The organism is Acinetobacter sp. YH12138 (assembly GCF_015218525.1).
GTDB classification, from domain to species: Bacteria; Pseudomonadota; Gammaproteobacteria; order Pseudomonadales; family Moraxellaceae; genus Acinetobacter; species Acinetobacter amyesii.
On the sequence record NZ_CP048670.1, the window covers coordinates 1,844,096 to 1,866,086 of the forward strand.

24 protein-coding genes are annotated in these 21,991 nt (G+C 39.5%); 10 read left to right on the forward strand and 14 right to left on the reverse strand.

The window, feature by feature from the left end; genetic code table 11:
* Positions 1-177 precede the first annotated feature (177 nt).
* Positions 178-972 (reverse strand): 4-hydroxy-2-oxoheptanedioate aldolase, encoded by a 795-nt coding sequence (hpaI, locus tag G0029_RS08940; protein WP_180106492.1) that lies wholly within the window; start codon positions 970-972, stop codon positions 178-180.
* A gap of 252 nt (positions 973-1,224) precedes the next feature.
* Between hpaI and nfsB the strand changes: the two genes are divergently transcribed.
* Together nfsB and G0029_RS08950 are read left to right on the forward strand one after the other, a co-directional pair.
* Positions 1,225-1,878: an oxygen-insensitive NAD(P)H nitroreductase gene (gene nfsB, locus G0029_RS08945; RefSeq protein ID WP_078193507.1), complete on the forward strand. Its 654-nt coding sequence runs from the start codon at positions 1,225-1,227 to the stop codon at positions 1,876-1,878.
* A gap of 115 nt (positions 1,879-1,993) precedes the next feature.
* On the forward strand, positions 1,994-2,227 hold the full coding sequence (locus tag G0029_RS08950) for a hypothetical protein (protein WP_078188692.1): 234 nt from the start codon (positions 1,994-1,996) through the stop codon (positions 2,225-2,227).
* Positions 2,228-2,565: 338 nt separating this feature from the next.
* Here G0029_RS08950 and G0029_RS08955 read toward each other — a convergent pair whose 3' ends face one another.
* From G0029_RS08955 to G0029_RS08970, 4 genes are all read right to left on the reverse strand, one after another.
* The gene (locus G0029_RS08955; RefSeq protein ID WP_180084315.1) at positions 2,566-3,420 is read right to left on the reverse strand and encodes an EamA family transporter; all 855 of its coding nucleotides are present in this window, start codon (positions 3,418-3,420) and stop codon (positions 2,566-2,568) included.
* Positions 3,421-3,531: 111 nt separating this feature from the next.
* A complete protein-coding gene (fba, locus tag G0029_RS08960; protein ID WP_078193509.1) occupies positions 3,532-4,569 on the reverse strand; it encodes a class II fructose-bisphosphate aldolase in 1,038 nt (345 codons plus the stop codon).
* A gap of 122 nt (positions 4,570-4,691) precedes the next feature.
* Complete coding sequence (locus tag G0029_RS08965) at positions 4,692-4,967, reverse strand: hypothetical protein (RefSeq protein ID WP_180106496.1); 276 nt, start codon at positions 4,965-4,967, stop codon at positions 4,692-4,694.
* Positions 4,968-5,118: 151 nt separating this feature from the next.
* Positions 5,119-6,306 carry a phosphoglycerate kinase gene (locus G0029_RS08970; protein ID WP_078193511.1) on the reverse strand — a complete coding sequence of 396 codons (1,188 nt, stop codon included), beginning with the start codon at positions 6,304-6,306 and terminating at the stop codon, positions 5,119-5,121.
* A gap of 140 nt (positions 6,307-6,446) precedes the next feature.
* Between G0029_RS08970 and G0029_RS08975 the strand changes: the two genes are divergently transcribed.
* From G0029_RS08975 to G0029_RS08990, 4 genes are all read left to right on the forward strand, one after another.
* Positions 6,447-6,830, forward strand: coding sequence for a DUF2237 family protein (locus G0029_RS08975; RefSeq protein WP_078193708.1), 384 nt, complete (start codon positions 6,447-6,449; stop codon positions 6,828-6,830).
* Complete coding sequence (locus tag G0029_RS08980) at positions 6,830-7,423, forward strand: Maf family protein (protein ID WP_078193512.1); 594 nt, start codon at positions 6,830-6,832, stop codon at positions 7,421-7,423. The genes G0029_RS08975 and G0029_RS08980 overlap by 1 nt, the downstream gene beginning before the upstream one ends.
* A 106-nt stretch (positions 7,424-7,529) precedes the next feature.
* Positions 7,530-8,075, forward strand: a complete 546-nt coding sequence (locus tag G0029_RS08985; protein ID WP_180106498.1) for a hypothetical protein — start codon at positions 7,530-7,532, stop codon at positions 8,073-8,075.
* Between the two features lie 96 nt (positions 8,076-8,171).
* Positions 8,172-9,338: a cupin domain-containing protein gene (locus G0029_RS08990; RefSeq protein WP_180106500.1), complete on the forward strand. Its 1,167-nt coding sequence runs from the start codon at positions 8,172-8,174 to the stop codon at positions 9,336-9,338.
* 50 nt (positions 9,339-9,388) lie between these two features.
* Here G0029_RS08990 and G0029_RS08995 read toward each other — a convergent pair whose 3' ends face one another.
* The 6 genes from G0029_RS08995 to G0029_RS09020 form a co-directional block, all read right to left on the reverse strand.
* Positions 9,389-10,084, reverse strand: coding sequence for a hypothetical protein (locus G0029_RS08995; protein ID WP_180106502.1), 696 nt, complete (start codon positions 10,082-10,084; stop codon positions 9,389-9,391).
* 23 nt (positions 10,085-10,107) lie between these two features.
* A complete protein-coding gene (locus G0029_RS09000; RefSeq protein ID WP_180106504.1) occupies positions 10,108-12,000 on the reverse strand; it encodes an ATP-binding protein in 1,893 nt (630 codons plus the stop codon).
* Positions 12,000-12,683, reverse strand: a complete 684-nt coding sequence (locus G0029_RS09005; RefSeq protein WP_078188703.1) for a response regulator transcription factor — start codon at positions 12,681-12,683, stop codon at positions 12,000-12,002. The genes G0029_RS09000 and G0029_RS09005 overlap by 1 nt, the downstream gene beginning before the upstream one ends.
* Positions 12,684-12,908: 225 nt before the next feature.
* Positions 12,909-13,688 carry a glutathione S-transferase N-terminal domain-containing protein gene (locus tag G0029_RS09010; RefSeq protein ID WP_180106506.1) on the reverse strand — a complete coding sequence of 260 codons (780 nt, stop codon included), beginning with the start codon at positions 13,686-13,688 and terminating at the stop codon, positions 12,909-12,911.
* Positions 13,689-13,830: 142 nt separating this feature from the next.
* The gene (gene rraA, locus G0029_RS09015) at positions 13,831-14,343 is read right to left on the reverse strand and encodes a ribonuclease E activity regulator RraA (RefSeq protein WP_180023800.1); all 513 of its coding nucleotides are present in this window, start codon (positions 14,341-14,343) and stop codon (positions 13,831-13,833) included.
* A 10-nt stretch (positions 14,344-14,353) separates the two neighbouring features.
* Positions 14,354-15,019, reverse strand: a complete 666-nt coding sequence (locus G0029_RS09020) for an NAD(P)H-binding protein (protein WP_180106508.1) — start codon at positions 15,017-15,019, stop codon at positions 14,354-14,356.
* 215 nt (positions 15,020-15,234) lie between these two features.
* Here G0029_RS09020 and rpsT point away from each other — a divergent pair, with 215 nt between their 5' ends.
* Positions 15,235-15,501 (forward strand): 30S ribosomal protein S20, encoded by a 267-nt coding sequence (rpsT, locus tag G0029_RS09025; RefSeq protein WP_078188707.1) that lies wholly within the window; start codon positions 15,235-15,237, stop codon positions 15,499-15,501.
* A 104-nt stretch (positions 15,502-15,605) separates the two neighbouring features.
* Here rpsT and G0029_RS09030 read toward each other — a convergent pair whose 3' ends face one another.
* Positions 15,606-18,200 (reverse strand): M66 family metalloprotease, encoded by a 2,595-nt coding sequence (locus tag G0029_RS09030; protein ID WP_180106510.1) that lies wholly within the window; start codon positions 18,198-18,200, stop codon positions 15,606-15,608.
* A 444-nt stretch (positions 18,201-18,644) separates the two neighbouring features.
* On the opposite strand from G0029_RS09030, the gene G0029_RS09035 reads away from it, so the two are divergent.
* Positions 18,645-19,088, forward strand: a complete 444-nt coding sequence (locus G0029_RS09035; protein ID WP_078193520.1) for a hypothetical protein — start codon at positions 18,645-18,647, stop codon at positions 19,086-19,088.
* A 90-nt stretch (positions 19,089-19,178) separates the two neighbouring features.
* Here the strand turns inward: G0029_RS09035 and G0029_RS09040 are convergent, their stop codons facing one another.
* Positions 19,179-19,922 (reverse strand): histidine phosphatase family protein, encoded by a 744-nt coding sequence (locus tag G0029_RS09040; protein ID WP_078188709.1) that lies wholly within the window; start codon positions 19,920-19,922, stop codon positions 19,179-19,181.
* 69 nt (positions 19,923-19,991) lie between these two features.
* The gene (locus tag G0029_RS09045; RefSeq protein WP_180106513.1) at positions 19,992-20,843 is read right to left on the reverse strand and encodes a 3'(2'),5'-bisphosphate nucleotidase CysQ; all 852 of its coding nucleotides are present in this window, start codon (positions 20,841-20,843) and stop codon (positions 19,992-19,994) included.
* 13 nt (positions 20,844-20,856) lie between these two features.
* On the opposite strand from G0029_RS09045, the gene G0029_RS09050 reads away from it, so the two are divergent.
* Positions 20,857-21,558, forward strand: coding sequence for an HAD-IA family hydrolase (locus tag G0029_RS09050; RefSeq protein ID WP_078193522.1), 702 nt, complete (start codon positions 20,857-20,859; stop codon positions 21,556-21,558).
* On the forward strand, positions 21,551-21,991 hold the full coding sequence (locus tag G0029_RS09055) for an RNA-binding S4 domain-containing protein (protein ID WP_078193523.1): 441 nt from the start codon (positions 21,551-21,553) through the stop codon (positions 21,989-21,991). The genes G0029_RS09050 and G0029_RS09055 overlap by 8 nt, the downstream gene beginning before the upstream one ends.

Sequence of the window (21,991 nt, forward strand, 5' to 3'; positions counted from 1 at the left end):
AGGAACATTACCCGCTTCGAGTTAAGCAGAAGTATACAATATTGTGCTTTGATTAGCAAAAGTAGAGTTTACATATACTCTAAGCCACTACTTTTGCTAAAATTATTGAATTAAAATTTTAACCATCGAGTAAATTAATTACCCATACAGTGAATAATATAACGAAGGCTGTATCGCTTAGTAACCACCTTCTGTTTTCGTTACTGGGGTATCATTTTTGTATTTCGATAAAAGTTCACGTAACGAATTCATGAGCACACTGGTATCGACACCCACGGCAACAAATTCTGTGCCTAACTCGATATATTTCTGAGTCACATCATGTTGTGTCGACAAAATACCTGCAGCTTTACCCGCCTTACGTATGCGCTGAATCGCATCAATCACGGTTTTTTGTACTTCAGGATGATTCGGATTCCCTTGATAACCCATCGTCGCCGACAAATCCACGGCACCAATAAACACCCCATCGATGCCATCAATTTTCAATATTTCATCTAAGTTTTTAATCCCTTCAACCGACTCAATCTGAATCAGTAAACAGATATTTTCATGTGCATTTGCATAATAGTCAGGAATACTGTTCCAACGTGTTGCACGTGCTAATGCTGCACCAACGCCTCTAATACCCTCGGGTGGATAACGTACTGCCTTAACCATAAGTTGAGCTTGTTCAACAGTTTCGACCATAGGGATGAGCAAGGTTTGCGCACCTATATCCAACAATTGTTTAATCAGTTGCACACTACCAATTGGAGGTCGAACCACAGCCTGCGAAGGATATGCTGCAATACTTTGCAATTGCGACAATGTCGTCCGCAAGTCACTTGGCGCATGCTCACCATCAATGAGCAACCAGTCATAACCTGCATTTGCAGCTATTTCAGTACCATAAGCATCGGCTAAACCGACCCACAAACCAATCTGCTGTTCGGTTTTTAATTTTTTCTTGAAATGATTGGTGTAATCCATCGCTGCTGTCTCATGCTTAAACTATGATTAACTACAATTGATTAAACGCCTTTTGGCAAAAACTACCAATAGCATTTATCTATCTTATGATTTTATATAACTCTAATTCGCACTTCATACAGCTTAAATCTGTTAATTTTTAGCCATTGAGTCCTGCATATACGACTAAGATCTATCCTTGGAAAATTTTCTCCTTAGACCATTTGTCCATTTATCCGCTAAACTACAGCAAACTATATCTGGAGATATTCGATGGATCTGTTAAACGTATCAAAACAACGCTATACCACGAAAGCATATGATCCTGCTAAAAAAATTCCACAGGAACAATTTGAGCGTTTATTACAAATACTCCGTTTAACACCATCTTCCATCAATATTCAGCCTTGGCATTTTTTTATTGCAGATCATGATGCAGCCAAACAACGCATTGCCAAAGCCTTAGTAGGAAAATATGCCTACAATGCCCCAAAAGTTTTAGATTCATCACATACGATTTTATTCTGTACTAAAGCAGACATCACTGCAGAGCATTTAGATAATCTTTTAAATCAGGATGATCGTAGTGGTCGCTTTAAAGATGACAAAGCAAAACAAGGTCAAAAAGACAGCCGTACAGGTTATGTCGATTATTATCGTAATGAAAAAGGTGATATTCAACGTTGGGCTGAAAACCAAACATTTATTGCTTTAGGTCAAATGCTTTTGGCAGCAGGCATTGAAGGTGTGGATGCAACACCGATTGGTGGATTTGACGAAGCGATCATCACTGAAGAATTGGGCTTAGTTGAACAAAACTTGATTCCTTCTGTACTGATGACTTTAGGCTATCGTAGCGAAAATGATTTCAATGCGAAATTACCTAAATCACGTCTGAATGCTGAAGAAATTTTTACACACCTCTAAGCTTTCCATAAAACCGACGAAAGGGGCAATTTTGCCTCTTTTTTGTCATTTCGGGACTTATTATTTAAACAATTATCGAGTATATTCTGCTCAAAATATACTCAGGTCTCTCCCTATGCCTACAGCTATAAAATTACCCATGAAATTTCATTGCGAAGCGTGCAATACGGTTTATTTACAAAAATATGCGGGCGATATGCTCCATAGCTATCCAAACTGCCCAAACTGTAAACAACCGGGTCAGTTACAAGGCACGATTGAAACTCAAGATTTCCTAAAACACCCCGTTGCAGTGGGTAAATGTTATTTTGAAAACACCTTACAACGTTTTCAACAACTCACACGTTAACTAAGCATCTAAAACTAAAAGCCTTCAAATCGAGGGCTTTTTTAATAACGACATATTTAGCAACAATGTGAAAATATAATATTTATAAATTGGTCTGGACTTTGCTGAATAATTTGAATCAGAACAACAAATCAAGCAGAGGTGGGACATGTCATATTTACTACAAATGCCGATGAAGTTTGAATGCGGTCATTGCCATCAAATGTATCTACATACTTATCAATATACCGACCTCCACTGCCCTGAGTGTCCAACCTGTCGAGATCAAGGACTGCTCATGGGCGTGGCTGAATGGGATGATTTACTACAACACCCGATCGTTTTTGCTAAAAATTATCTTAGACATACATGGCATATGCTAAGCAAACCACACTCATGATCCCAGCAATCAAACCAAATACGGTTGCGACTCTCAATTTTTCTTTAAAGATGATGAGGCCCGCAACCACACCTAAAACCACGACCAAAATATTCATTCCAGCAAACACGATTGCAGGTGTGTCTTTAAGCAACATGTGGGCTTTCACATACAGTGCGATATTGGCAAAGTTCAAGAGACCTAAGCCCAATCCAGCGAGGATATTTTTGGTCTGCCCCAAACTGCCGTGCTGTACGATGTTATAAATGCTCGAAAGTAAAAATGCACAAATAAACACCAAATTTAAAGTCACCGCAAACTGCATGCCCAAACCTGAAGCAAATTTTAATAGCACATCAATCAGTGCATAGCCTGCCCAAACGCTTAATAAAAATAAAATACCCTGCTTTCCATCAATGCTTCCCTTGCGCTGTGAAAATAAAATCAGCAATACCGCAAGTACACCAAGTGCGATACCAATGAGCTTAATGGCATTAAAATATTCACTGAAAATAAAATAGGCTGCGCTAAGAGAAAGCACAACAGATAAGCGCTGAGCCAATTCGGTTTTTAAAATACCCGCTGTTTGCAGTGAGCGTGCTAAGCAATAAAAAATCGTCGGCAGTAATACACCCAAAGCCGCAATTAAAACCCACGGCGTTTTATTAATCGAAATATGAGCTAGATCCGGCTTAAACCATAGAAAACATAAAATACTCGCAGATGCATAATTCCATGTGATCATTTGTGCAGGGTTAAAACCCCGATCACGACATAGTTTTAGAATTACTGAAACGAGAACACTGCAAATCGCGGCAGCAAAGATCAATTCCATGACACGCTCTTATTCTTGAGTTGTATTTAAAGCAATATTTCTAAGTTCAAATCAAAGAAAAGCCCACTTAATTGTGGGCTTTTCTTCAAAAATAATCTATCTCAAGACAAATTATTTATAGTGACTCACCATTTTCTCTAAAGAAATTGGACGAATCTTGTCAGCATTACCCGCTGTACCAAATGCTTCATAACGATCGATACAAATTTGTTTCATTGCATCAACAGTTGCAGAGAAGAATTTACGTGGGTCAAATTCAGCTGGTTTTTCAGCCATCATACGGCGCATAGCACCTGTAGATGCAAGACGTAAGTCAGTATCGATGTTAATTTTACGAACACCGTGTTTGATTGCGTCTACAAGTTGGTCTACTGGAACACCATAAGTTTCGCCGATGTTACCACCGAATTCATTAATTACAGCTAACCATTCTTGTGGCACAGAGCTTGAACCGTGCATTACAAGATGCGTATTTGGTAACGCAGCGTGAATTTCTTTAATACGGTCAATCGCTAAGATGTCACCTGTAGGTGGGCGAGTAAATTTGTACGCACCGTGTGAAGTACCCACTGCAATTGCAAGTGCGTCAACATTGGTATCAGCTACAAATGAACGCGCTTCTTCAACTGAAGTTAAAAGCTGAGAATGATCAAGTACGCCTTCAGCGCCTACACCATCTTCTTCACCAGCCATACCAGTTTCAAGGCTACCTAAACAACCGATTTCGCCTTCTACTGAAACGCCACACGCATGTGCCATTTGAACAGTACGACGAGTCACGTCTACGTTGTATTCGTATGAAGTTGGCGTTTTACCGTCTTCACCTAAAGAACCGTCCATCATCACTGATGAGAAGCCAAGTTGAATAGAACGTTGACATACGTCAGGGCTAGTACCATGGTCTTGGTGCATAACCACAGGAATATGTGGCCATTCTTCGATTGCTGCCAAAATCAAATGACGCAAGAACGGAGCGCCTGCATACTTACGTGCACCCGCAGATGCTTGTACGATTACAGGTGAATTTGTTGCATCTGCTGCAAGCATAATTGCACGCATTTGTTCTAAGTTGTTTACGTTGAATGCTGGTACGCCGTAAGCATGTTCGCCGGCGTGATCCAAGAGCTGGCGCAATGAAATAAGAGCCATAATATCCTCCCAGGTAATGCCGCATATTCTACATGCTCAATCATTTCAATTCAGCAACAAATAACACTATTTAAAAAAAAATCCCTGCATTTGCAGGGACTTTTTAAATAAAGACAACAATCTTAGTGAGTTGCTGCTGCTGAACCGGCTGTTTCAGTGTCAGCTGTTGCTTCGTCTGCAGGTGCATTTGCAATTTCAGCAGGAACATCTTGGTTCTTTTCATCCAATACTGGCTTATCAAGTTCATCAATGGCTTTTTGTTGTTCTGGCGTTGTTTGAGCGTTGTCTACGGCAACAGCAGATGCTTCTGATTCCGTTGGTGCAGACTCTTTTTTAGCACAAGCTGTCAAAGTTAATGGTGCGATTAAAAGTACAGCAAGTGCAAGTTTTAAGTTCATCGTTGTTTCCTACTACTGCGAATTAGGTGTTGCGATGAATTTTATTGCAGAAATATTGCACTTTGATGACGGCAAAATGAATGGGCGATAAAAAAAGGCTGACCGAAGCCAACCTTTTTTAATACTGTATTATCTTATTGATAATACTAAATTAAGCACGGTCAAGAAGCGCCGCTACAGCAGGAAGTGTTTTACCTTCTACGAATTCAAGGAAAGCACCACCACCAGTCGAGATGTAACCAATATTGTCTGCAACTTCATATTTATCAATTGCAGCAAGCGTGTCACCACCACCCGCGATCGAGAAGCCTTCAGATTCTGCAATCGCTAAAGACAATGCTTTGGTGCCTTCGCCGAATTGATCAACTTCAAACACACCTACTGGACCATTCCATAGAATAGTTTTTGAAGTTTTCAAGATTTCTGCAAATGCTTTGGCAGTTTCAGGGCCCACATCCAAAATCATGTCGTTGTCTGTTACATCTTCAACTTTTTTCACGACAGCTTTAGCAGCAGCTAATGAACCGAGGAAGTCTGCAAAATCAATTTCAGCAGCATCAGCAACAACAACATCTGTTGGAAGTGGTACAGATACTTTTGCAGCAATCGCTTTTGCTGTGTCGATCAGGTCATTTTCACAAAGTGATTTACCAACATTGAAGCCTGCAGCAGCTAAGAATGTATTGGCAATACCACCACCCACGATCAATTGATCACAGATGTCAGATAGTGAAGTTAATACATCTAATTTAGTAGAAACTTTTGAGCCTGCAACAATCGCAACCATTGGTTTTGCAGGAGTTTTAAGTGCACGGCCTAGTGCATCAAGCTCAGCAGCAAGTAAAGGACCTGCAGCAGCCACTTTTGCACAACGTGCTACGCCTTCAGTCGATGCTTCTGCGCGGTGAGCCGTACCAAATGCATCCATAACGTAAACATCACAAAGTGCTGCATATTTAGCAGATAATTCAGGATTGTTTTTCTTTTCACCTACATTGAAACGGCAGTTTTCAAGTAAAACCACTTGACCTGGCACAACGTCAACACCATCCAAATAGTCAGTGATCAATTGAACATCTTGACCCAAAGCTTCTGTTAAATAAGCGGCTACAGGTGCTAGAGACTGTTCTGCTTTAGGCTCACCTTCAACAGGACGACCTAAGTGTGAATACACCATTACAGCAGCACCTTTTTCTAAAGCTGCTTTAATTGTTGGCAACGCCGCACGTAAACGTGCATCGCTTGTAATCACGCCATTTTTAACTGGTACGTTAAGATCTTCACGGATCAGAACACGTTTACCCGCCAAATCTAGGTCAGTCATACGCTGAAAGTTCATGCATTACTCTCTTTTATTGATATCAAAACGCGACGATTTTAAATGATTATGCAGAAAAACGTTAGCTTCTTTTGCAGAAAAGCTATGTCGAGCCAAAGTTTTGTTATGATAGCGAAAAGCCTTATAAAGATTCAGCGCTTATGTCGATTCATCCAGACCCAAATATTAATCGTTTAAATGTTTTAGGCGAACCCTTGGCAAGCTGTTGTTTTGATCCGATTACCGGATATTTTAGAAATGGCTTTTGCCATACAGCAACAACAGACCTTGGTCAGCATACGATGTGTGCACAAATGACATCTGAATTTTTAAACTTTTCCCAAAAAGTTGGCAATGACCTAATCACACCCTTACCCGAAGTTGGTTTTCCAGGACTACAACCTGGTGACTTCTGGTGTATCTGTGTGACTCGCTGGGTGGAAGCGTATCAAGAAGGATTTGCCCCACCTATTAAAATACAAGCGTGTCACCAAGCGGTGCTGTCTTATGTACCGCTTGATGTACTTATGGAATATGCAGTGTAATGAGTACTTCCAAAATCATTTTGGCTTCTAGCAGCCAAACCCGTAAAGACCTAATGGACCGTTTACGGATTGATTACCTCTCAATCGTACCAGATATAGACGAAACACCTCGTGGTGAGAACCACGCTGATGAGTTAGCAAAGCGACTGGCATTTGAAAAAGCTTCAGCAATTGCAAACCAACACCCAGACGCAATTGTGATTGGTTCTGACCAAGTCGCATGGCGCGAAGGCGCACCAGATATTTTTATCGGTAAACCGCTTTGCGATGAAAAAGCCATTAAGCAGCTTCAAGCCAATTCTGACAAAATCGTTTATTTCAGTACGGCACTCAGTGTCCAACAAAAATCGACAGGTTTTGAACAAACCCTTGTCGAGCACTATAAAGTGAAGTTTCGCAAACTTAGCTTGCCTGAAATTGAACGTTATGTTCAGGTTGAACAACCGTTACACTGCGCTGGCAGTTTTAAATGTGAAAGTTTAGGGATTAGCTTATTTGAAGAAATGATCGGGCAAGACCAAACTACACTCATGGGTATGCCGATGATTAAACTCTGCAATATTTTGCGTGAGCTTAAGATCTTAGTCCCATAATTTTAAAATCTTTATTTGTTACAGCATAATAAACACATCATTAGCTCTTTATGGGCTAATGATTAAAAAGTCACTTACTTATTTATTACAACCAAGAACTGAAAACATGAAAAAGTTTAATTTAATTTCATCTAGCCTCATTAGCATTAGCCTTCTATTTTGTTCGACAAACGGTCATACCAATACAGTGAATCAAACTGTAACCAACTCTCAGCAATACAACAAAAACTTAGTCAATGAATGGGTTCAATATAAATTTATCCATGCTGAATTAGAACAACAAGGCGCTGCAATGCAGGAGCAAATCATTCAACAGCTAGGCACTAAGACCAAAACCGGTGGTAGTAACACGCCAGAACAACAAATCAATAAACTGGTTGCTCTAGGCAAACAAAAATTTGAAAGCATTCAACCACAAACAGTTGAAGTAAAAAAACTTCTAAAACTACAAACCGAAAACATTGAAATGATGGCAAAAGTCATGCCGAATCATTTCAAATTAATATCTGATAAAGAAAATACTAAAATTGATACCAATGCACATTTTGAGCAATTCATGAAATTTTCAGCGACTACGGCTGCTGCCAATAGCTATGATTTGGAAGTTGAAAAATTAGTCATGCAATATCTCAAAGACAATCCTTTAAAATAGTCTCAAGCTAATCGAAATAATTTAATGAAATAGAGCCTTGCTAAAAACTGGAATCTCAAGGGACAATATATCCATTGAAATTGTATGTATTTAGCTATGGCTCATTCTCTTGACATCCTCGGCGGTATCAGCGCTGAACAATTCCTTGCCGAATATTGGCAGAAAAAACCATTATTGGTTCGTAATGCACTCCCTGAAATTGCCCATATACTAGAACCCAAAGACATTCTTGAATTGGCTTTAGAAGATAACGTCACTGCACGTCTCATCAAACAAAAAGATCGTGATCCTAACCAATGGACAGTAAAATCTTCTCCACTACTTAAAGCCGATTTTCAAAAAATGCCGAAACTGTGGACTTTATTAGTTCAAGCTGTCGATCATTATTCTTTTGACCTAGCCGAGCTTTGGAAGCAGTTTTCATTTATTCCGCAATGGCGTCGTGATGACATCATGGTGTCGTATGCACAAAAAGGTGGCTCTGTCGGGCAACATTTTGATTTTTACGATGTATTCCTCGTACAAGGCTATGGTCACCGCCGTTGGCAATTGGGTCAGATGTGTGATGCAGATACTTCATTTGTCGAAGGTCAACCGCTTCGCTTACTGCCAGAAATGGACGTTCATTTTGATGAAGTGCTTGCTCCCGGCGACTTACTTTATGTGCCACCAGGCCTATCACATTATGGCGTAGCTGAAGATGAATGTCTGACGTATTCATTTGGCTTCCGCATGCCAAATGTCACTGAAATGATGGATCGAGTGACAGACAAATTCACAGACAATCCCCTACTTAAAAATCCATTAACTGACATTTTACGTGACCAAATCAGTGCGATCGGCCAAGTGACTGAAAATGAACTTGAGTATTTAAAAGAAAAGTTATTTGAACAATTGCAAAATTCAACCGTACTTGAAGATGCAATCATGAGCTTAATGTCAGAACCTAAATATCCTGACAATATTCCTGAAGCCGAAGAAATCGGCACTGGTGATCTTGAAGAGGCCTTAGATCAAGGCTATCAACTCATGTTAGAACCGGCTTCACGCTTACTATATACAGAGCAAGACGGTGATATTTTGTTTTGGGCAAATGGCGAAGGAATCTGTATCTCAGACGAATTTGCAGTGCATTTAAAAACCATTGCCGATGGCCAAAGTCTAGCGCTAGACGAATCTTTATATGATGCTGATATCTTAGAAGATATTGCCATGTTATTAAATGAATCTGTGCTGATGCTCGTCCCAACAGAAGCTGAATAAACTCAATAAAAAGGGAGCGTCATGCTCCCTTTTTATACTGCTGAATAGCATTATTTTCGCTTTCTACGATTTAAAAAATCTTCGACTTGATCGGCTTTTTTTTCCACGATGACGTGATAAACCCATACTATCAATAACACCAATCCAATAAACCACAGATAGCGCATTACACCGTATTGACTACCTTTGCCTTGCCAAATTTGTAATTCAATACTTTGAAACTCTACATTCCTCGACTCTAACAAACTTATTTGACTGGTCATACTATTTGGATCATTGGCAGCATTGACTGAAAAAGGCGCACCGTCCATAACAAAAATAAATTCTTGTCCTGCATCCAATGTTTCTAATCGTTCAACCTGATCAATACCTGCACCCATTTGCATAAGATTGCTTGAGGTTTGTTGAATAGCGGCATTGTAGTTATCAATTTGAAATTTTACAGATACCTCACCACTGATCATTGCCCTACCTTTGACCAACAAGACTGCACGATATGGGTTTTGGCTCGATGTCGCCGTGTAATCCACTGCAAATTTTTTAGTGTTTAATGTATTTGTATCGCTTTGACTTTCACTGAGTAATTGTTGAATTTCTTCGGTACTTAACACCGCATGCTGGAACAAAATCTGCCCATACTCACCTGGTTTAGGCGCATGATCCTGCGAACCACAAGCTGCTATAAAAGTGACACAGCAGAAGAATGCAATGCGCTTTAGATGACTTAATATCGAATTGATCATCATTTTTATTATTTCAATATATTATTTTATGCAGCTGATTTTAAATTAATTTCTGTTTGAATAATGGTACAGCCTTGCTGAGAATGAATTTTGAAATTTCCGCCTATACGCTCCACACGCATTTTCATACTTCTCATACCGATACTCATGCCATGATTTGAAACACTCTCAACATCAAAACCAACGCCATCATCTTCAATAGTTAATAACAATGCGCCATTTTCGAACTGTGACAGCGTGACATTGACATGATTTGCTTGGCTATGTTTCACAATATTGGTCAGGCTTTCTTCAATCACTCGTATTAAAGTCAGACACTGAATTGCCGTTGGTTTGATCGCCCACTGCGAAGGAATACACCATTTGGCATTCATTTCCACTTCATCCATCAACTGACTAAAGCGATGTCGAACAGGTGCGATCCAGAGCAAAGGTGAATCTGGCACTTTACTGTCTAAAGATGATCCACTATCAATAATTTGCCTTAAATCATCGCGCAATAATTTCAACATCGACAAGAACTGTCTGTTTGGAATATTACTTTCACACTGATCAACCAAGATCATCGAGCGCACAATGGATGCGCCCAGACCATCATGCAGATCATGCGATAATTTAATCCGTTCCTGCAGGCGTACATTACTCAGTTCAAGCTGATGTTTATCATTCAAGCTACTACATAGTTCATCACTGACTTTCTGAACTTCAAATGCCAAATCATCATTATATTTTTCAATTTTCTGTATATTTCGATTGAGTCTCGCCCCCAAGATCACCACTATAAATAAGGTTATAATCGGTGAAGTAAAGGGTGATAAAGGTGTAAAATTTTCTTTTGGAAAGAGCACCAAGACCATGATGTCAGCTATGACTATCACAATTATCGCAGTCAAACAGATTGCTAATAAAATATAGTCCTTTCTTCGTTCTTTGAAACAAATTTTACACAGATAGAGGTAAGTGATAAAAAAGAATGCACAATACAAAAAGAAAATAAGGCTCGAAATATCTGCATTTTGTTCGAATGGCCAAATACACACCACACCAATCAGTGCAGCAGTCAACATTGTAAATGACAGTTCTATTCGTGGAAACTTACGCCCAAGAAAGCGTAAGATATAAATGCTAAAGCACTGAAAGTACAGCATTACAAATATCAGATTAGCTTTGGCAGAAAAAACCGAATCTGGGTATGGAAAGGTTTCAGTAGTCAGGGCATTACTGAGAAATAAAATCCACAGCACTGTTGAAAGCGCAAACCAGCCAAAACTGGTATCACGAGGACGCATCAACCAAATAATAAAGCAAATTAGACCCAAGACCCCAGAAAGAAAAATATTTAACTGTAATATGGTCCGACGTGTAAATGTTGTTTTTTCGGCTTGCTCTACCGTTGCCATTACATTGTTAAATACTACTGGGCCCAAGCCAGCATTTAAACTCGAGTAACCATACACATAGATCAAAGTTTCATTATGATCATGTTTGATTCCACTTATCGGTAAAATCCAATAGCGCGCAACATTCCAACTTTTAGAAATCGGTTCTTGAAGATTTTTATTGGTCCACAGCAAGTCGCCATTCAGAAAGACTGAACCCGTATTAATGATATAATCAATATATAGTACGATGGGTTCTGCCAAACGGGCATTATTTTTACAGTACCAAGACCAGTCTAGTTTATACCAAGCACCACCTTGATAACCTTCCCAGTCTTTATCTTCTTTCCAACGATCAGGTAATTGTGTGGTTTTCCATCCCGTTCTGGGTAATTCTTGATTGGATGGTGTTTTCACCCGTGAAATGCTATTTACAGTTACATTACATTGATCATTTACAGGGAAAACTTGCTCTGCATGACTCAAGGTCCCCCATACTAAACAGAGGATAAATAATAAAAAATATCCTCCTTTACGCATTATAAAATACCCATAGATCTTGCTGTACTCACGGCTTTTGTTCGTTTCGTTACGGCTAATTTTCGGTAAATATGTTTAATATGGCTTTCTACGGTATAGCGCGATACAAAAAGCTGTTCAGCAATCTCACGATTACTCAAACCTTGAGCAACCAAACATAAAATTTCTTTTTCACGACTGGTCAGCAGATTTAAGTCTGCTTCATCGGCGACTGTTTGTTCTGGACTTGGTGCTTCAGCTTCAGATATTTGTTTGAGGATTTCTCGTGCAATAAATGGGTCAATCGGCGCCCCACCACGTAAAATACTCCGAATAGATAAAAGTACTTCAGCATCATCACGTTCTTTTAATACATAGCCTGTTGCGCCTGCTTTAATCGCAGCAAATAAGCTTTCTTGTGTACTCCATGCAGAGACAACCAAGATCATAGTATTACTTTCGAGGGAACGTATTTTTTCAATAATTTCGATACCACTACCATCAGGCAAACCTAAGTCAACTAAGGCTAAGGATATCGGTTGTGTCTCTACGGCTTGAATAGATTCTTTAACATTTTTGGTGAAGATAAGCTCTTCACGCTTATAACCCAGCTCCGTCAAAATTTGACGTAAACGTAATTGAATAATTTCCTCATCTTCAACGACGAGCACCGGTACGGGTAGTATGACTTCTTGTGGTGACATGATTTACTTCCCCCGAAAAAATGAAATGTCTTTTACATTAATGAGTTTAATCCTTTTAGGATATCCCTGTAATTAAGTAAATTTCTTATTTTTAATAATTTATTCTAATTCAATTTATGCAGTTATGATGCATTTTTCTTCTAATATTAAATCCACTTAACATTACAATATATGTATAGCCATCAGTCTGACTATACACTGTACTTAGCTTAAACTTGAGTAAGATTAGCTCAAATATTGCTTTTTCAGATATTTTACAATTTTTTCAGATTCAAAAAGTTCTACACCAGTATTAGGGTCTTTCAAGTATGGTACTTGAATATTGTTCCCCATGATTTTTAACACTTGTTCACGCTTACCACCTTTTAGAGGTACATATTTACCCGGTTTTAAGCGCATTATCGCTAATCCCTGATCTTGCCAACGCTCCTTGGCCACATTATGAAAAGTATATGCCAGCTCCATTTCAGACAATGCGCTACGTACGATGCGTGTATATGGACTCGCTTCAAAGCCCCATAGTTCTAAGAGTTGACTTGGTGCATCACGATGGATAACTTTACGCTGCACCCACACGCCTTGAGCCCCATTAATTAAGGTTCCAACATAGGCAACATACGGAATTTTAGGATAATTGGCATACTTCTTAGGAGTCTGACCTGTTTTGCCATAATGTTTAAATAAATGATGAATAATTTGCTGAGATTCGTACAAACGATCCCCTGTATTGTCATCCACCAAGAAAGGAAATTGCTGTTTTCCACCTAATTTCTGTACCTCTAAACGGTACTTTCTAGCCCCTTTGGGACATGGGTAAACCTCATAATCCAAATTAAGTGTGGTCAAAACTTCACGCACACGACGGCAATACGGAGAACCTTCAAATTCGTACAGTTTAAGGGCTTTTTCAGGTTGTTTGGGATAAGGCGTCCCATTTGTACCACGTCCTCCCTCTGCTACGCCTGAGAGCAACGCTTGCGCCACTTTTAATTGATGCAACAACATACATTCTTCCTTTCTTCTTTTATTTCGTATTTTTATACAACAGCCGAGAGTCCTCAGCTGAAGTTTGTATTTTTCCAGATTTGTATCGTCGTATATAAGTAAGCAATGCCCACTCATTCCATGACTAAAAACTCAAACACACTTATAGAACAACCAATTGCTCTTTTGAAACAACAATGCCGTTATTGTCAGCATAAATAAAATCACCAGATTGAATGTTTACACCACCAAAACTCAATGGAATATCTGTTTCACCCACGCCTTTGCGGTTACTTTTTTGTGGAATTGCGGCCAAAGCATGCACACCTAAATCAAGTTCGGCTATTGCATCGACATCACGCACGCAGCCGTAAATAATGACACCATTCCAATGATTCTTGACTGCAGATTCAGCAATCATATCGCCCATCAAGGCACAGCGCATCGAAGCGCCACCATCCACAACCAATACTTTACCCGTACCATCGGTTGCCAATAATTCTTTAACACGAGAGTTATCTTCAAAACATTTAACCGTCACCACCTGACCGCCAAAACTTTTTCGTGCACCATAACTTTGAAAGAATTTACCATCCAAAGACGGGATCACCACTTGTAATTCTTTGTCTGGATGATCATCAAGTAAATCACAAGTGACGAATGGAACTGTAGACACGGTATTTCCCTCATTTAATTGTTAGTATGCGTAAATTATCATAAATCTCGAACTTTTCAGTCTGAGTTTGTGCCGCCTCGACCATAGTATGAGCCACTTGCTGTGCTGTCACTGGCTTAAATTTGAAACGATCAGGTACAAAATGCGAAAAGCGCATATAAAGTTTCTGTGTCGCATCTTCTAAACGTCGAGATTCATGACGCTCACCAAGTAACAGCGAAGGTTTTAAAATCGAAAGTTGATTTAACTTTAAGGTTTTTAAATAATATTCCAATTCACCTTTGACTCGATTATAAAAAAACGCGGAATTGGCTTTTGCGCCCATTGCACTGACAATGATCAGATGTGTGTCTGTATATTCTAATAATTCAGCAAAATGCGCATTGATGCTAAAATCAATTTGATAAAAATTATCTTTAGACCCTGCTTTTTTAATGGTCGAGCCTAAACAACTAAAGGCATGACTATAATCTCTCACATCATCCTGAGTCAGAGAAAGAAAGTCACTGATCACCATTTGTTGAACTTTTGCCAGTCCATTCAGTTCATGGTCACGTTGACGTACCACAGCCGTAATATTCTTACATCCTGTATTTTGACTGAGCTGACGAACCAATACCCGCCCGACCAATCCTGTTGCTCCGATGACAATCGCATTCTCTATACTTTTAGTCATTTTTCATACAATCTCAATCACTTTAGACTAATCTAACGTTTTCTTTAAAATTTTTCTGCATCTAAAATGTTGTCAAAGCATGTCAAGACTTGACTTAAGCGCTTAGTTTAATCACAATATGGCACTTGTTTACGGGCTGGTGATAGTTCTTCTGATGTTGGTTTTCAGATGTAATTTCAGCCCGCCCAGACCAATCTATTTCAAGGAGTGCACGAGTGGCAAACTCTGCTCAAGCAAAAAAACGTGCTCGTCAAAACGTTAAAGCACGTCAACACAACGCAAGCTTACGTTCTATGGTTCGTACTTATCTTAAACGCACAGTAGCTGCTATTGCTGCTGGTGATTATGCTGTCGCTACAGAAGCTTACAAAAAAGCTGTTCCTGTTATCGATCGTATGGCTGATAAAGGCATCATCCATAAAAACAAAGCTGCTCGTCATAAGAGCCGTTTAAATGCACAAGTTAAAGCTTTAGCTAACTAATTTGTTGCGATAAAAAAAGCCCTTTTTAGGGCTTTTTTTGTACCTATAGGTTTTTAAAAGCAAAAAATAAGGTCCTCGATGGACCTTATTTTTTTAATTATAGGCTATTTATTAATCAGCTTCATATTCGTCGCTGATAAGTACGTCCATAATAAGTTTTGGCTTGCTGTCAAATTTGTCCAACGCTGATTGGCACCATTGGTACAGCTATATCGAATTAAATCCGCACGGTTATTTTGCAAACGTCCCGTATTTAAATCCATACATTGACCACTCTGACGAATCGTTGTAGTCGCAGGGTCCATGGTCCAAATTTGGTTGGTTTGGTTTAACACGCAACGTTCTAGCGTCACTTTAGCTGAACCACCGTTGCCTGTTATGCATTGATCTGGATTTGACTTACTGTGTATACGGCCAATGGCATCATATACCCACTGTTCCGATTCGTCCGCCGTACAACCGCTTGGGCCACTGATGTATAAATTCAATGTTCCATCAGTTAAGGTTTCAGATTTCAAACAATTGTTACCATTTTTGATCAATGTCGCCTGCTCGAACAAACCTTCTTGAGTGACTGAAAGCTTTTTCATAAATGCTTCGAGCGCGCTTTGCGCCTCAGGTACTTGATTGGTTAGGTCTTGTGCATACACATTCATCCAACGATTTAGTCGGTATGCTGTGTTTTGTTGCGACTCATAACGGGTTAATTGCTGACGCGCTACACTATTCATTAATGACTTGTCATTTTTATATGACTCATACAGCATTTTTTCAGTTGGATTTAGTGCAACAACAGCATTTACAGCTTGCGCTTCCAAAGCACTTTCTAATTGAGGAAGTTCGATAGCACGCAATGCACTATAACCATGCTGACGTCCAATTTTGACGGCCGGCTTGATCGCTGTGCTGTAGACTGGAATATCAATATTTGCTAATAACTTGGCTTCTTCACCTGCTTTTTTACAATATAAATCAACTTTCTGTGGTTGATCTGCCAAAGCTAAATTGACATGCAATTTATTGGCATTACTGCCTAATCGTGCAGGTGCTAAAGCAATATTGTTGACTTTATTCGTGTATTGCACATTCAACCAACATGCAGCTTGGTCTAAGGCCGTATTGGCCGCCGTTAAATCATAAACATTACCCCAGTTTGAACGTGCCGCAGGATATAACAAACCGACTTGATTGACAGGATCATAACCACCTAAAATTGTAATGACAGGCTGACCAAATACTCTTGGTCGTGGATAATTTTGATCTGCGTTATACCAAACCGGAGCCGTAGAATTTGGCATTTTCGGTTGTGCGACTTCCATCTCACGAGTGGTTTTGTTCCACTTTTTGTAGCCGGTAGGTGATGTTTCATCCCAGACATAACGGTCAAAGTGCGGTTGAATTTTCAGGAAGGTGCTGTAACCTGTGTAGTGCGTATATCGTGATACATTACTATCGGTATATCCGCCAGACATCGCATCTTTACCGTATGGGAACATATTTTTAAAATTAGGGATCCCATTGCTACCATCCCACTTCCATGTCGCTGTCCACGATAAATTACCACGCATCATATGACGGTTGGCAATATAGCCCCATCCACTATCCGCATGATGTGCAGCCCAAAATAGATTGTCGCCTACCTGACCAGGGTAATGCCCTAAACCATAGTGATGACCGATTTCATGGCTAAATTCATTCCCTACAGAATCATAAAGTGTCAGCATACCATTACCACCACTCAGGCCATGAGTATGCACACCATTGGCATAGTTCCCCTTCGTATGATGGACAACCACTGTTTGGGTTAATTGTGGCTGGCTTTGGTTGGCCATAGATGCACTGGTAATACCCCAGTTGGCAAGGTTTATACCAACACTAAAGGTTGATTTACCAACATCCTCACGCATGTCTCCTGCATAAACACCACCATCTCCGGCACTTTTACTGTCATAAATAACACCCGAAGAAACCATTGCACGTGTTAACTGCATATCATCATATTGTGCAACCGTCATTTCTGCTGCAGGAATGGTTTGGAAATAATCTGTACCTGCTTTTTCAGGCTCAAGCAGCATATAGTGACCGGTAGAATTTGGCTTATCTGCCAACATACCAACACGGATATTATTTAAAACCAATTCACCTGGTGCAGCAAAATCGATTTTATCTTCAGCCAATTCACCGCTGGCTTTATTTGCATCGATAAATTTTAATCTTAGACCAGGTTTAACTTCATCCCAATTGAGTTTCGTGGTCCACGCGCGTTTACTGTACCAAACATCTGGACGCCCTCTTTGCCCACTCTGGTCTGAAATAGGCATGTGCGTCGGATCATCCAATGTCGCGGTACGAACTAAGCGATTGTTTTGATAGATTTCTACTTTGAGTTGCTTGATGTTTTGCATATCAAGTGTTGGTGTCACGATAAGCAGCGCTTCTTTTTCACTGGTTAAACGTGGCATTTTCTTAGCTTCGTTTGCATTCGGGTCGACGACATGACTTTGACCAAATTGAACTTGAGCTGAAAAACTACCGACTAAATCATTTCGAATTTCACGAACCGCATCATTGGCATCGTAGTCATAAAAACCAATGCTTGTTTCATCCACAATATCTTGGGTTGGTTCTGGATAACTGCCAGTTGATGCAGAGCCGCCTGAACTATCACCACCGCCTCCGCCACCACAAGCAACTAGCATTAATGACACAATACAAATTGATAATTTGTTATATGAAAAACCTATCACACTTTTCACCACTATTCCCCAATTAGCCACAAAAAAATCCAATTAAGAGACTTATATAAAATATATAAATCAATAAGTTACAACATAATAAATAATATTTTCTTTGTATAAATCATTCAATTGCCGAGTTTTGTCACTTATTAACAATTCAAATAAAATCTAAATATTTTGCATTGGCGGAATCACGATTGGTGTGACAGGTACTTCACTTTTCAACTAAAATTAAGATGTAGACCTGTTAATACAATCGTATATTCCCGACAGAAATTGTCAGGATATTTTTAGAAACTTTGTAAATAAAAATTTTAAGAAATGGCTTAATCCCATATATTTTTTATGGTATTTTAATTTTCATCCTAGGCAGCCATTGCTGTACAAATGAAAAGAGGGATAAAAATGTCAATTAACCAATTTTTGCCATCATTAGAAAAATTTGCAGAAGCAGAAAATCAATATATTGAATATTTTACATCTAAAGGTGAAAAAGACATTTTAGGTAAAGTCATTTCAAATATGAAATCGACCGCTGAGATTCAAGCCTCTCAAGGCGTAGATTCATGGTTAGCATATGGCGTGTACTTACCAGCTGTAGAACGTATCTTTGCACTGCATCAAGGGGAAACAGAAGCTGAATTTTTTGAACGCACACAATATCCAGCTGAACTCGTGCAAGCGTATAGCATTAAAGATCATGACATTGCGACTTTGATTGCCGCTGACAAATATAGTCGAATCCACCAACAGCACCTCCCAGTTAATACTAGCCGCTGGCCTTATAGTGACGACGGTTCAAGTATTGATTTAAATCAGTACCCTGCACGAATTAAAGCCAATATTTAATCTTTTATTTAATGAAATACTGAAACAGATAAAAAAGGCATCCACGCACATGGATGCCTTTTATAAATTTTTTATTATTAGCAAAATTTCTTAAAGTTGCTGTTCAGCTTGCTGAAATTCACGAATATTTAATTCATTTAGTTCACCACGCCAAATCCATTTCAGTTTTGACTCAAGGAATACATCTCCTTCAAACCAAACAAATAAACCTTCCATCATTTTAGGCCAATCTTCGCGTGTCACGATATTTTTACCTGAAATAATGGCAAGAATTGCAGCCAAAATCGTATCATGACTCACCGCTAGACTCAGACCATAATCATTGGTTGGATGAGTGTTGTAAATCAACTCCAAAACATCTACCACCCCATGAATGGGCTGTTTCATACCCGGCAAAGCATTATTCACAAAACTATTGATAAAGCCTAAAGCACCTTGCTTTTGAAAGTATGGTCCTGCTTTTTTAATATCGAGCACAAAACTTCCCGGCTCGACCAATAATCCTTGTTCAATGATCTCGATATGGTGGGTATTTGGCTCAATCGTGACGTTATCTGCACCTTGAATCATCAATGCTGCCGTATCCACACAGCGCTGAATTGGACTCGAAATACAGTGCTGAATAACACGATCGGTATTTTCAACCAAATAGCTGCCCCACGCTTCGGCTAAATCACGTCCTTGATGCGTCAGTTGCAAGTCATAACCGGCCAAGCCTTGTCCTTGTACAACTTCACGAATGGAATGACGCGTAAACAATGTTACAGGCGTCTTTTCATCCGGCAATAAGTCTATTGCTTTCAGCATACTAGGAGGGAGCAAATCTAGGGCCATAATTGACAGTTCTTATATGCAGGAGATTTAACGGAGTGTGCTGACACTATAGCATGAACCCAATTTAGCTCAAGTTTTGTCAGGCATGTTTGCCAAAGCATTTAAGGCCAATTCTTTCATTTCGGCATTTTTAAATGCAATAAATCCACCATTTAATAAAGTCGTGCGTTGGTTATATAAAAATGCGCGACCTTTAAAATCAACCAAACCACCACCAATACGCTCGATTAAACATTGTCCAGCGCTCGTATCCCATTCACAAGTCGGATGAAAACGCGGATAAATATCCACTCGATCTTCTAACATCATACAAAACTTATATGCACTACCAGCATGGTATGTCTGATAAGGAGTGAGTTTTTCTAAAGCGTCTAGATAGTGCTTATAAATCGGCTTATTTTTGGCACTTTGACTCAAGCCAACGTGTACGACATTCTCTACAGAGGTTTGAACATATTCATACCATGTGGTTGACTGGCTATCATATTTCAATGGAAATCCTGCAAAAGGACAAATATATACACTATATTCCCCCGGAATTGCCAATATGGCAAAGGTAGTATTAGCACCCTCAACCAAACTCAGATTAATGGTAAATTCAGGTCTTTTATGTAAAAATTCTTTGGTACCATCTAAAGGATCAAGCAGCCAAAATTTTTGCCATTGCATACGTTCAGACTTGTCACCTTCTTCTGACAATACAGGCAAGTTAGAAACTTTGGATAATGCTTGAGTAATATAGCTATTTGCACGATAGTCAGCTTGCGTTACAGGTGAATCATCACTTTTACGTTCCACATCAAAATCCGCACCTGAGCAATAACGCCGATATTCTTCTCGCAAAATTTCGCAAGCTTGTGTCACAATGGGAACCAACTGCAAAATCAGTGGGTCTTGCGGTGCTGTTGTTGTTTTAAACATAGAATACCTTTATATGCCAAATTACTCAGAAAAGCCGACGATCATTTTTGATATGGACGGTACTTTACTCGATCTTGCTTATGATGATTTCATTTGGAATGAGTTGCTGCCAATTCGCTATGCTGAACAGCATCAGTGCTCACTCGAACAAAGCAAGCAAACGCTATTTAGTTTTTATCAACAGCATAATCATACCCTAAAATGGTACTCCTCTCGCTTTTGGACGTCACAAGTTGGCGTTGATGTTCTGGAGATGCAAATAGAACAAAAAGCCAAAGTGTCTAAACGCGAAGGCTGCATTGAGCTGCTCACCTATCTGAAAGAAAATGGCTATCCTATTTGGCTTGCAACTAATGCCGACTTTGCAGGTTTACAATTCAAACTTGAAGAAACCGGTCTTCGTGATTTTTTCGATGTTATCGTCAGTTCAGAAACTCTCGGTCATGCCAAAGAGTTTATTGAGTTTTGGCAAATATTAGCAAGCAAACATCTCTTCGATGCAAAAAACTGTTATTTCATTGATGACACAGAAAAAGTGCTCAATGGTGCAAAACTTTTTGGGATTGAACAGCTCTATTCGATTCAGCAGCCTTCATCTGCCAAAGCGCCTCGCGAGACTTGCAATTACCCAATGCTGTCCGCATTAACAGATTTAATCCCTATTTTAGAAGCTCAAATGATTGAGCAAGCCGAGGAACAGAAAAAATATGCGTAAATCAAATCTAGCCGAAGATGCGGTTAGTATGCGTATAGACAAATGGTTGTGGGCTGCACGTTTTTTTAAAACACGCTCTATTGCCAAAAATGCGATTGAAGGCGGTAAAGTTCATCATAATGGCGAACGCGTTAAAGTCTCTCGTGAAGTTCGTGTAGGCATGGAATTAACCATTGCCCAAGGCCTTGAGAAAAAAACCGTGGTGGTAAAAGCACTGTCGGATGTTCGTGGGCCTGCCCCAACCGCTCAGCTGCTTTATGATGAAACTGAGGTCAGTATTGCAAAACGGGAATTGCTCGCATCCCAAAGAAAGTTGCATAATCTAGCTCGGCCAGATCATCGACCAAGTAAAAAAGATCGTCGAGATATTGGTAAATTTAAAAGAGAAAATGATCAACAGTTTGACCAGCAATGGTCTTATAATGATGATTAA